12 protein-coding genes are annotated in these 12,434 nt (G+C 42.4%); all 12 read right to left on the bottom strand.

What is annotated here, in order from left to right:
- Positions 1-5 precede the first annotated feature (5 nt).
- The 12 genes from lacG to BU200_RS00310 all read right to left on the bottom strand — a co-directional run bounded on the left by lacG (position 6) and on the right by BU200_RS00310 (position 12,380).
- Positions 6-1,415 carry a 6-phospho-beta-galactosidase gene (gene lacG, locus BU200_RS00255; protein WP_075098238.1) on the bottom strand — a complete coding sequence of 470 codons (1,410 nt, stop codon included), beginning with the start codon at positions 1,413-1,415 and terminating at the stop codon, positions 6-8.
- 9 nt (positions 1,416-1,424) lie between these two features.
- On the bottom strand, positions 1,425-3,110 hold the full coding sequence (locus BU200_RS00260; RefSeq protein ID WP_075098239.1) for a lactose-specific PTS transporter subunit EIIC: 1,686 nt from the start codon (positions 3,108-3,110) through the stop codon (positions 1,425-1,427).
- 1 nt (position 3,111) lies between these two features.
- Complete coding sequence (locus BU200_RS00265; protein WP_075098240.1) at positions 3,112-3,426, bottom strand: PTS lactose/cellobiose transporter subunit IIA; 315 nt, start codon at positions 3,424-3,426, stop codon at positions 3,112-3,114.
- A 37-nt stretch (positions 3,427-3,463) separates the two neighbouring features.
- Positions 3,464-4,297 (bottom strand): PRD domain-containing protein, encoded by an 834-nt coding sequence (locus tag BU200_RS00270; protein WP_075098241.1) that lies wholly within the window; start codon positions 4,295-4,297, stop codon positions 3,464-3,466.
- Between the two features lie 170 nt (positions 4,298-4,467).
- Entirely contained in the window at positions 4,468-5,463 is a 996-nt protein-coding gene (lacD, locus tag BU200_RS00275) for a tagatose-bisphosphate aldolase (protein ID WP_075098242.1), read from the bottom strand.
- A gap of 29 nt (positions 5,464-5,492) precedes the next feature.
- Positions 5,493-6,008, bottom strand: a complete 516-nt coding sequence (gene lacB / locus BU200_RS00280) for a galactose-6-phosphate isomerase subunit LacB (RefSeq protein ID WP_075098243.1) — start codon at positions 6,006-6,008, stop codon at positions 5,493-5,495.
- A gap of 15 nt (positions 6,009-6,023) precedes the next feature.
- On the bottom strand, positions 6,024-6,446 hold the full coding sequence (gene lacA, locus BU200_RS00285; RefSeq protein ID WP_075098244.1) for a galactose-6-phosphate isomerase subunit LacA: 423 nt from the start codon (positions 6,444-6,446) through the stop codon (positions 6,024-6,026).
- A gap of 183 nt (positions 6,447-6,629) precedes the next feature.
- A complete protein-coding gene (locus tag BU200_RS00290; protein ID WP_075098245.1) occupies positions 6,630-7,391 on the bottom strand; it encodes a DeoR/GlpR family DNA-binding transcription regulator in 762 nt (253 codons plus the stop codon).
- A gap of 804 nt (positions 7,392-8,195) precedes the next feature.
- The gene (locus BU200_RS00295) at positions 8,196-9,035 is read right to left on the bottom strand and encodes an HAD family hydrolase (RefSeq protein WP_075098246.1); all 840 of its coding nucleotides are present in this window, start codon (positions 9,033-9,035) and stop codon (positions 8,196-8,198) included.
- A complete protein-coding gene (locus tag BU200_RS00300) occupies positions 9,032-9,646 on the bottom strand; it encodes a histidine phosphatase family protein (RefSeq protein ID WP_075098247.1) in 615 nt (204 codons plus the stop codon). Before BU200_RS00300 ends, BU200_RS00295 begins: the two co-directional genes overlap by 4 nt.
- A 910-nt stretch (positions 9,647-10,556) precedes the next feature.
- On the bottom strand, positions 10,557-10,796 hold the full coding sequence (locus BU200_RS00305) for a SemiSWEET transporter (RefSeq protein WP_075098248.1): 240 nt from the start codon (positions 10,794-10,796) through the stop codon (positions 10,557-10,559).
- Between the two features lie 90 nt (positions 10,797-10,886).
- Positions 10,887-12,380: a glycoside hydrolase family 1 protein gene (locus BU200_RS00310; RefSeq protein WP_075098249.1), complete on the bottom strand. Its 1,494-nt coding sequence runs from the start codon at positions 12,378-12,380 to the stop codon at positions 10,887-10,889.
- Positions 12,381-12,434: the final 54 nt, after the last annotated feature.

A 12,434-nucleotide genomic window follows, 5' to 3' on the forward strand; every position in this document is an offset into this window, starting at 1 on the left:
ATTGGCTATTCGATCATCTTACTTTCAGCAACCTGCTTATACCAATAAGCACTCTTCTTAGGATAGCGCTCTTGGGTCTCAAAATCAACATAGAAAAGACCGTAGCGTTTCTCATAGCCATTTGACCAAGAAAAGACATCCATCAAGGACCAAAGGAAGTAGCCTTTGACGTTCGCACCATCTGCAATCGCGTTGGCAATCACCGTTAAATGCTGACGCACATAGTCAATCCTGGCATCATCGTAGACTGTCCCATCCACAAATTCATCCTTGTATCCCAAACCATTTTCTGTGATGTAGATTTTTTTATAATTTGGATAGTTGGTCTTCACTCGCATGATTTGGTCGTACAAGCCTTGCGGATAGATCATCCAATCCCAATCTGTTCTTGGAACATCCACATCAAATTCTCTGCGACCAACACCTTTGATCTGATACTTGGAACCACCCTTTTCACCTTTTCCGTTATGGGTGATTTCTGTTTCTTCTACCAGATCTCCCCGCATCCAATCACTCATGTAGTAATTGATTCCTAGGAAATCATTTAGGTCTTTGGCAGCTTGCAAATGCTCAAAATCTTCTTCCCGTAGGTCAAGTTCTCCACCATTGATCGCTAAAATATGGTCAACCCCTTGCATGGTTTCCTCTGAATACTCCCCAAGGTAGGTCGCATCCAAAATAAAGCGATTGTGGATGATGTCTTCTAGCTCTGCTGCCCGAACATCAGCTGGATCTTCAGGGTTATAGGGATACTTGGTCGGCAGGGCATGAACGACCCCAATCTCGCCTGCATAGCCCTTGTCTTTAAATTGCTTGACCGCTCGTGCGTGAGCCACCATCATATTGTGATGAGATTGAAAGACCTTTGCTAGATCGTACTGGATACCTGGCGGGAATTTGCCGACCAAATATTGGCCATCCCCGATTGGTCCAATCTCATTAAAGGTTGTCCAAAACTTCACTTCTGAAAATTCTTCAAAGCAAAAGGCTGCATAGTCCACAAAATGATCAATGGTAGCGCGGTTGAGAAAGTCTCCTTGAGAATGCAAGGCTTCTGGTGTATCAAAATGATGCAGGGTCACAAAGGGTTCTACATTCCGCTTATGGCATTCTGCGAACAATTGATGATAAAAAGCTACCCCTTTGGGGTTGACCTCCCCGTAGCCTGTCGGAAAAATCCGAGACCAGGCAATGGAAATTCGAATACCATTGACCCCAAATTTTTCTGCCAATTCCAAATCAACTGGATAGCGATGATAAAAATCACTGGCAGGGTCTGCACGGTACCAATAATGGTCTGCGAGATACTTGTCCCATGCAACGGATCCCTTGCCATCAATTTGAGTGGCACCTTCTGCTTGATAGGCTGCTGTTGCTCCACCAAAAATAAAATCTTGCGGTAATTGTTTGGTCATTTTCCACCTCTAGTTTTCTAATTGTTCTTTGACAAAAGCTAGAGCACCCTTACCGTCTCGGGTTAATCTGATATACTCTGCTCCCTCTGTCTTGGCTAGACGAATCTTCAATGCGTCTGTTTCATTCTTCATGTCTGCATAGTTTGAAGCTACTTGAGGCGCAAGAATGACGAGGTCATATTCTGGTAAAATCTCACGGTGAGCTCCGTAACTTCCTGCCGCAGCCGTTACAGGTACGCCATATTCTCTCGCAGCCTTTGTAAGGGCGTTGGCTAGTAAACCACTGGTTCCACCGCCGGCACACAAGACCAACACATTGGTTTCTTCTGTGATTGTATTATCAGACAATTGCTTCTCAAGAATGGCATCTGCTTTTGAGGTATTAAAGTTAGCTGCTACTTTGTCTTTGAGCTCATTGTTTACATTACCACTTTCTTCTTCTGCGAGAACTTGACGGTCGTATACTTTTAGGAATGGATAATAAATCACTACATCTACTACCACTAATAAAATAGCAAGAACAAAGGCTAGGGGAGCAAAATTAGTTCCCATAATAATTCCTAATGGACCAGGCGTTGTCCACGGTAGGTTTACACTGAAACTGTTCATGCTCAAGCTGTCAACGAAGAACTTGAAAATCCAGACATTGGCAATCGGTGCAAAAATAAAGGGAACGAAGAACACTGGATTCAAAACGATCGGTGCCCCGAACAAAATCGGCTCATTTACACCAAAGAAGGTCGGAACGACAGAAGCACGTCCAATAGCCTTGTTTCGTTTCGATTTACACAAGAACATAAACATAAATGGTACCACTAGGGTCGCTCCTGTACCACCCATGGTGACGATAAACATTTGAGTACCTGGTGTCAAAACCTTATCAGCATGCTGACCAGCTTGAAGCAACTGGAAGTTGGTTTCAATATTCGCATAGGTAATCGCTGCAATCGCAGGTTCTACAATGGATGGACCATGGATCCCAACGAACCAGAAGAGGGCAAAAGCACCAAAAATAATGGTAATCCCTAGGTAGCCATCTGCTGCTGTAAATAGGGGTTCAAAGAATTTCAAAATAGCTTCAGCTACGCTGCTTCCTACCAGCTGACGAGCTGCTAAATCAATCGCATAAATTCCTAAAATCGTTAAAGCGTAGGGAATAATATCCTTAAATACTTGTGAGATATTCGGTGGAACTTCTTCTGGCATCCGAATGGTGACATTATTTTTCACGCAGACGCGGTAAACATTTATCGTTACAAAAGCTGCTAGAAATGCTGTCAATAGACCCTTGGTCCCCATATAACCACTTGCAAACCCACCTTCAATCCCATCTGAAGCTAGCAATAAAAAGCCAGAAATAGAAGCGATCATTGTAGAAATGAAGTTGATTTGATTGGTCTTTGGTAGGCTACGATTGACATTATCTGTCAAGGACTTAGCTGTTGTTCCTGCTACCACTACTGCCACGATCCCCATGGTATAGTTATAGGGCTTCATGATCATTGCCTCTACCTCATCTGACCAGGTGAATCCAAAGATATTTGGAACAAAGGCAATGAGCAAAAAGATACTAGAAAATAGGATGGCTGGCATGGCAGCGATAAAACCATCGCGAATGGCACGCAAGTAGATATTGCGTGAAACTTTTTCAAATAGAGGCTTACCACGCTCGATTTGTGCAATTAACTGATTCATATTAGCTTCCTCTCTTATACAATTCAATCATATGAGACATCATGTCTTTCAATAATAAGGTCGTCATTAAGTGATCCTGACCATGCATCAAAGTCACACTAAATGCTAGATCGTCTCCTGCCGCTTCTTTTTGTAACAGAGAGGTTTGCGTATGATGGGCTTCTACGATACATTCATTAGCTGCTGCAATCAGCTGCTCTGCCCGATCAAAATCCCCCTGCTGGGCAGCTGTCAAAGCCTCCAACAATTTGGAGCGAGCGTCTCCTGCAAAGGCAACGATTTCAAAACCAAGTAGGGTAATTTCTTCTCTATTCATTTTATTTCCTCCTTTTGATGATGGATAAGTTAAAGTATTATAATAAACGTTGAACATGAAGGACAATATACATTTTCTCGCCTTCGTTTGGACTGATCCCTAATTCATTGGCTATCATATAATGGATGCGTGATCCTAACTCATAGGCTTTAGGATAGGCAAGTTGCATCGTTGCTGCCATCTGATCTAAAGATGATGAGCCACTATGCTCCTTATCTGAATAGCGAATAAAATAGGTCAAATGAACCATCAAGCGGTCGTAGAACTTGCTGTTTTCTTTGGTTCTTAAAATACCGTTGGCTGCTAATTCTCTTTCAACCAAGGATAAGACCATCTGCATTGTCTCTACTTTTAGGATTGGATCCTCTGTCTTCTTACCTTTTGCATTGATAAAATGCAAGGCGATTCTACCCGTTTCATCTTCCGGAAAATCGTGTAGAATTTTCTGGCGGAAAATCGCCAAGGCTTCTGTCGCAATCTGATATTCGATAGGATAGTCTTGCAACATGTTTGGAAGTTTACTTTCCTGATAGGTCTGATCTAAAACAGCCTTATACGCACAATAAATATGAGTGGTTAAGGTCACATAGATATAGTCTTGTATCGGATAATCATATTGCTGTGACAGCTGATCAATCACCTGATAGGTCACCGTAATAAAGTCTAGCGGAACATCTTTCAATAGCATGAAGAAATGGTCTTTGGATTCCGAACTTTTTAGGGAAAATACCTTTTCAATTTTTTGAGCATGAACCAGATCACCTTTTTTCTTTTGAAAGGCAACCCCCATTCCCATCACAACCGATTGCTCCCCCTGTTCGTTTTTTACTAAAGCTGCATTATTATTTAAAGGTTGTACAATACGATACATCTAAAGACTGATCTCCTTTATCTTTTTAATACAAAAGACCACAAATGAGCTAAGAACGTTTCCATCCTTATTCATCTGCGGTCTTGCCTAATTTTCTTAGTTACAATCCACTCTATACAAACTACTGAAACAATTATATCACGAAAAAATATTCTTGTAAACCTTTACATTTACGGATGTAAACCAACACGTTTTTTCCAAGAGGAAGCCGTCCTAATCAGTACTTCATTTAAGGATTCAATGTTCTGACGTCCCTGTGTTCTCAACCAATTTCTGGCAGCTTCTTCACCCTGTTCCATATAAATTTGAACTGAATCCGCCCAGGTAGCACGTCCACACAAGACACCATTAAATGCAGCACCTGACTCATGAGCAAATGTTAGGGTTTCTTGGAAAAGGCTGGCAGACACACCTGCACTCAAATAGATATAAGGTAGGGGAGTTGCTGCATCTTGTTGTTTGAAGTAAGCAGCTGCCTCGTCCCTTGTATAGACAATCTCGTCTCCCTGTGCAAATCCTTCTACATAGGCCATATTCACAGGAACTTCTACCTTGAGAACATCTACTCCAAATACTGGATCCGAGAATACTCTCATGGCTTCAATGACTTTTCTCGGCTTCACTTTAGCAAATTCTGGACTGCTCGTGTCTTGAATCCGCTCGTCATAGCTCAAAATCTCCAAGAAGAAAGGTAACCCTTCTGCCGCACATTCTGAACCCAAGCGCTCAATATAGGCATGCTTTTGTAAATTGACGTATGCATCACCGTCTATATCATAGTACAAGAGAAATTTAACAGCGTCTGCTCCCTCTTTTTTGAGGCGTTTTACGGACCATTCTACCAAGCAATCAGGTAAGCGGCTCGTCGTGCTGACATCATAGCCTGTCTTTTCATACGCTAATAGCAATCCTGATTGGCTATCACGCAGATGAGAAGCTGGTAGACCGTATTCTGGATCGAGCAAGATAGAAGAAGAGTAAGGCGTTAACTCTTCTGATACAATGCTTTTTAAGAGTTCAATATTCTCAACTGTTGGCTCTGAATCCTGATACTTAGCCATCATTTTTTTCAGAGCACCTCGCTGATCAAAGGCGAGGGCAGAAATAATTCCTGCTGAGTTACTGACTTTTTCCATTAAAGTATATTTTTGATTTTTTACTGTCATCTTATATTCCACCTATTCAGCTTTTAAGCTTAGTCTTGATACTCGCCACGATTCCATTTTTCAATGAACTCATCAAAGAAAGCAGTATCTGTTTGTTCCTGATTGATGGTCTCAATCTTTGCCAACTTTTCAATCAAGCGCTTATTTTCAGCTGTCGGCTGATATTCTGCTTGAATAAAGGCATCAATAATGTCACACATCAACAATTCGCCGGTCACTTTCCCACCAAAACCAATCACATTGGCGTTCAACTCTGTCTTAGCATATAGAGCTGATGTCATATCTCTGACGAGGGCAGAACGGACACCCGGTACCTTGTTGACTGCATTGTTGATTCCAACACCTGTTCCGCAGATACAAATTCCCAAATCTGCCTCACCGCTAACAACTGCTTCACCAACCTTTTTACCAAAGATAGGATAGTGGGTTCTGACGCTGTCGTAAGTCCCACAATCAAGCACTTCATAGCCTTGATTTTTCAAATAATTGACCACTGCGATTTTTTCATAGGTCACAATATGATCGCATCCAACTGCAATTTTCATCCTTTTCTCCTCTCCTTAACACATCTTATTGAGCATATCGACACGGATCTGGTGGCGCCCGCCATCATAGACACCTTCCACAAATCCTTTTACGATATTTTTGGCTAACCCTTCTCCAACAATCTCGCTACCGAGAGTGATGATCCGAGAGTTATTGTGACCACGTGTCATATAGGCAGAACGTTCATCTGAAACTTCTGCCGCAATCATACCTTTGATTTTTGTTGCTGTCATAAAAGAACCAACACCATAGGCATCAATTGCAATTCCGAGGTTGTCTTCCTGTCTGTTTACTTCCTGTGCAATCATTAAAGTGGTATCAACAAAGTCCTTACCACTGCTCACATCAAGCACTTCATAGCCTAGCTCAACAAGAAAATGCTGAAGAACATTTTTGAGGTTTTCTCCTGCTGGATCAGCACCGATAATAATTGTCATTGTTTTCTCCTTGTGTGTCTTGTTTATTCTTCCGGAAAAATGTTTTGAAAAACGGTTAAAAGCGGCTCGCTTTATATTTGTATTATACACCTAAACAAACATAAAGTCAACATATTTCAAACATTTTTTGTTGGAAAACACAACAAAAATCAACTATTTTTAAAAATAGTTGATTTTCAAACATTATTCACTAATCACTTCTGTATAGGCTGTTAAATAACGGTAGTGTTCTTCATCTGTCAATTGCTCACTAATCACTGCTGTAACATCTTTTAAATGGCAAAAAGTGGTAAAATCTTCTTTTCCGATTTTACTAGCATCAATCAGGAGATACTTTTCAAGAGAATGCTTTAGGGCCAGTCGCTGGGTGTAGGCTTCTGTCAGGGTAGAGGTCATAATGTCATTTTCCTTGACCGCATTGCCACTAAAAAACATCTTATTAAAGTGCATGTTTTCCAGTAGTGTATTGGTCATTTCCCCAACAAACGATTCTGTAACTGCTCGCCATTCACCGCCAAGCAAGTAAACTTGAAAGTCTTCTGACTTCTTATGAGATAAAATGGTAAAAACCGGAAGACAGTTGGTCATGACCGTTAGTTTAGGATTGGTAATCGCCTCTGCAAGACAAGCTACTGTTGTCCCGGGTCCTAGGAAGATCGTGTCACCATCTTCGATCAACTGCGCCGCTTTTGTCGCAATAGAGCGCTTGGCTTCAATATTTTGAACATGCTTTTCCGAATGGGAAAACTCTCTCAATTGAAAAGCCTTATTACTCCTAGCACCACCATGGATCTTTGTTAAAATCCCCTTGTCTTCCAGCTCACCAAAGTCTCTCCTGACAGTCATATCTGTCACATTCAACAAATCAACAATTTCTGAAATGCGAATCGTCCCCTTTTTATGAACCAATCTAGTAATTTCTTCTAGGCGCTCTCGCTTATTCATCAAACATCCCTCGTCTTTTTATATATTGTACCATTATAACAAATTATTCTTCAAAAATATGGGAAAAACATCACTTTCATTACGATCACGAATGGATAGGGATTCAAACCCTGTAAAGTAATACATATTTTTGCCATCTTTTCCTCTCCTATGGTTTCATGGTAGTTCGATTGAAAAACGTACGCAAAAAAGAGAGGGCTGGGCTTCTTGCCCTGCCTCCTCATGAACCATTATTTTTTAATTCTCCAATCCTTCGACTTACTCGTTTTTTGCCTTACTTTTAGCTCGGATAGAGCCAGCAAAGCGGGCGGAAATACCACCCATTAAAAGAGGGAGCAAACTCATCTTAGTCCCTGTCATGGGAAGAACTTGCTGTTTGTTTGCCTACTCTGAATTGGGTAATGGCTGCGTTTGACCACTTGGGGAAACAGTTCCTTTCCTCTTTCCGCCATTGTCATTATGGCTGCGTGTCACTCGCTTTCCCTATTTATCCTCTCCAGGCTGCTTTCCATTTCTTCCTTGTTCTCCATTTTCCGACTTTTTATCACTCGAACCCTCTTGAGACTGTCCGTCCTGATGCTCCTCGTTTTCAGTCGTACTTTTGGTTTCTTTTTCAGAGTCTTTGGTATCACTCTGCACATCAGTTTTAGGGACAACAAGTTCTTCTGCTGCTGATAGCTTTAGAGGAGTTTTGCTTTTATAGCCATGAGTACAATGAACTTTGATAGATGGTCGCTTTCGGCTTGCCGTACTCCAGCACTGTCTACATCTCGACTCTTGTCTTACCTGTGATTGTTGCGACTATTAGATCAACCCTAATCGTTCAAAGGCATGATAGAGACCATCTTGCTCTACATCATCTGTCACCATATCAGCCATAGCTCGAATTTCAGACCCTCCATTTCCCATTGAAACCCCGACAGCACAATAGTCCAGCATGGGAATATCAATTTTAGCATCTCCAAGGGCAATGGTATCTTTTGGAGAACGCCCTAGATGTTCGAGTAGCACTTCAATAGCCCGCGCCTTGTTATTGCCTTTCAGCCCCAAATCTCCAAAGAGCGCTGTTTCTCCGCGACCGCCCCAGGTATTTGCTGCCAAGTGCGGGAAGGCTTCTTTGGCATCCAGATAATCTTGATAGGAGGAGAGAATAAAACTAATTTTATTGAGGTCATCGCGGTAGAGTTCCTCGTTGAAGACTAGGCCATGGATGATATCTTCTGCTTCTAAGTTCTCTACTTGTTCGGCTGTCATCCCCTTGCCAAGCATGTAGGTTTGAAGGACTGCCCTACCTTTTTCACGGAAATGCTCACTTGCAAACAAGCCATTATTACTTTCTAAATAAAATTCGAGCCCTCTATCATGAAGCCAATCTACTACTGCGATGGCTTCCTCTTTTGCAATCAGCTGGTGCATGATCACTTGTCCACGGTGTTCTATGTAGGAACCATTTCCCCCAATCATTCCATCAATACCGATCTCCCAGATTGCTTCCTGCATCTCTGCCTTGCTTCGTCCAGTACAGACAAAAACCAAATGTCCATTTTCCCGCGCCTGACGAATGGCAGTGGCCGCGCTAGCTGGTATACGATTGTGATAATCCACCAAGGTACCATCAACATCTAAAAATATAAGTTTTTTCATTTATTCTCCTCATCAAATAAGTAACTCCTAAACTGTTGGGAAGGAAGAATCACCTCCCTTAGGGTCAGGCTATCGTCTGTCAAGGACCATTTCGTAATGGCACAGTTGGTCAGCCAGACACCCGGCGGGAAGTCAATGTTCAAGAATTGAATAAGCCCCCACATAGCTGCTCCGTGGCTGACAAATAGACAAGCCCTTTCGTGTTGCTTCATCGTATCCACAAGTGTCTGGTAGACGCGCTTTCCAACCTCAATGATATCCTCCCCACCAAAGGGAACCAGTAAATCCTCAAAGGAGGTTGCATTCGGTCGATGCTTAGGCAGTAACATCTCATCTTGAGCTTCAAACATACCAAAATTCATTTCTTTTATCCCTTTTAGCTGGATCACTTTATCGGTTTGGGCTACGATTTTTGCCGTATCTGTCGCCCTTTCTTGGGTCGAACTGTAAACTGCTTCAAACTGGTATTTTTCACGCTTAAAATAGGCTGCGACCGCTTGAGCCTGTGCGATTCCCGCCTCTGTTAAGGGAGAATCACATGCCCCTTGCACGCGCTTTTGCGTATTAAAGAGCGTTTCGCCATGCCTCATCACATATAGTATTTTTTCCATTATGCATCCTTTCTCCGTCCAAGATCTCGACAAGCTAGTAGCATTTTATATAGCCGTTTAGTTTATTTTTAGTACTAGCTCAAACAGTCTGGGGAGAGACTGTTTGAGGTGGGAAATGAAGAAAAGGAAGTTTTCGTCAAAACAGTCTGGGGAGAGACTGTTTGAGGTGGGAAATGAAAAAAAGGAAGTTTTCGTCAAAACAGTCTGGGGAGAGACTGTTTGAGGTGGGAAATGAAGAAAAGGAAGTTTTCGTCAAAACAGTCTGGGGAGAGACTGTTTGAGGTGGGAAATGAAGAAAAGGAAGTTTTCGTCAAAACAGTCTGGGGAGAGACTGTTTGAGGTGGAAAATGAAGAAAAGGAAGTTTTCGTTAAAAGTCGCAGGTAGTTGTCTAGTTGATAACTAGACAAGTGACAGATAAGAAAAGTGTAACTTTTCTCAATGGTACAACTCAAGATACGAGAGCGTTAAGCAACTCCTAGACAAAATAGGAAATACGACGAAGAAGCTTTGGCTTCTAGGAGTATTTATCTTTTTGTCAGTGAGTTGTAGCTCAAGTTCAATTATACAAGATACAAGGGCGTTAAACGAGCAAAGCAAAAATAGGAGTTTTGACGAAGAACTACAAGTTCTAGGAAAAACTATCTTTTTTGCACAGCTCGTAGCCCGAGTTCAATTATACAAGACGAGTTAACGAAGTAATAAAAATATAAACTAAATGACTATAAAATCATGAGGGAGTGAAAAAGAACTCGACTGGTCGAAAAAGAGTTCGTCTTCCCACCCCCGCACAGTTGATTAGGTCAGATTCGGAGTGAGAAACACGAACAAATCTGCCAATCAAGCCCTGCGCTGAGATGTTGACACGAGCCATGAGAAGCGAGGCTGGACTTAAGCCCAGCCTCTAAATCATTAGTTATAGCATAACTTATAGTACAAGATAATGCCTGACAGCGTCGCAGAAATGATATTGGCAGCGACGAGAGCCATATCCTGTATAACAAGACCGTGGGTCAACCATAAAAGCATTCCTGTCACAGACATCAGATACATTCCCAAGGAAATGGAGGTGGTATCTTTTGTCTTCATCACCCGGATGACTTGTGGTACAAAGCCAAAGGTGGTCAAAAAGGCTGCGATAAATCCTATCATTCTCTTCTCCTCTCTTTTTTCCCTCATTTTTTGATATAGCAACTGATGGCTAGCTTGTCATCACTCTTGCCACCACACGTCTGACAAGACCTACTCTTCCATTGCTTTTTGACCATTGCTGGCAATCACTTCCTTATACCAGTAGAAGGAATCTTTGGGAGTGCGCTCAAATGTTCCCTTGCCCTCGTCGTCCTTATCTACATAGATGAAACCGTAGCGTTTGCGCATCTCACCTGTCCCTGCTGAAACGAGATCGATACAGCCCCATGTTGTATAGGCGATCAAATCGACCCCATTTGCAATAGCTGCTCCCATGGCCTTGATATGAGCCCTATGATAGTCAATTCGATAATCATCATGGATACTGCCATCTTCTTCTACTCTATCAAAAGCTCCAAGACCATTTTCAACGACCATCAATGGAATGTTGTAACGATCGTACATCTTTTCTAGGTAGTATTGAAGCCCCATCGGGTCATGAGCCCAGCCCCAATCAGAATAGGTCAAGTAGGGATTTTTACTGCCGTGCGAGAAGTTTCCACCTACTTGCTCTTGGTCGGTATGTGTCGTCACGTTATTGGACATATAGTAAGAGAAAGTATACAGATCCACCTTCCCCTCGCGTAGATCAATCAGATCTTGCTCGGTCATCTCAAGGTTTACATTGCGCTCCTTCCAGAGCCGCTTGGCATAGGTTGGGTAAGCCCCCTTGGCCTGAACATCACCGCAATAGTAGATATTTTGCTCCCACTTATGCCGATTGTGCAAGATGTCTGCGGGATCGCAGGTCGCTGGGTAGTAGGTAATACCACAAATCATATTCCCGACCTTGTAGTTGGGATCAATCTCATGCGCCAATCGAACTGCCCGCGCACTCGCTACAAATTGGTGATGAAGATCCTGATAGGCCTCTTGGTAGTCCTTATCTGGGGCATTGTCTCCCAAAAATTCCATAAACATGATTCTGCCATTGATTTCATTAAAGGTCAACCAGTATTTCACTAGCCCCTTGTATTCTTTGAACAAGGTCTCTGCATATCGCACGTAGAAATCAATCACCTTACGATTGGACCAGCCTCCATAGCGTTCTTCAAGCGAGAGAGGTGTGTCGAAATGCCAGATAGAGACCAGAGGTTCTATGCCGTACTTGTGGCATTCTTCAAAGACCGAACGATAGAAATCAAGACCTGCTTGATTCGGCTCGGCATCGTCTCCGTTCGGGAAAATACGAGCCCATGAAATGGATAGGCGAAATACACTATACCCCATTTCAGCAAAAAGTTTGATGTCTTCTTTGTAGCGGTGGTAAAAATCGACTCCCTCATGATTGGGATAATAATAACCGTCTAAAATAGCAAATCTTGCCCCTTCAGGGATATGTCCCATGTGTCCCACGGTTGCTACCTTTCCAGGCTTACCATCTTGATCAATAAAGGTCGTATACCGTGGGGTATCAACGGAACCTCCTGTTGTCACATCTGTCTGAACTAAACCACGCCCATCAACATTATAGGCTCCTTCTGCTTGATTTGCAGCAATGGCTCCTCCCCAGAGGAAGCCTTTTGGAAATACTGTATGTGTCATTCTTTGCTCCTTATATATTATAATTACTCTAATCACTTTGGTATAGTCATTTAG

Origin of the sequence: Streptococcus acidominimus, from assembly GCF_001921825.1 — a bacterium.
Lineage (GTDB): Bacteria > Bacillota > Bacilli > Lactobacillales > Streptococcaceae > Streptococcus > Streptococcus acidominimus.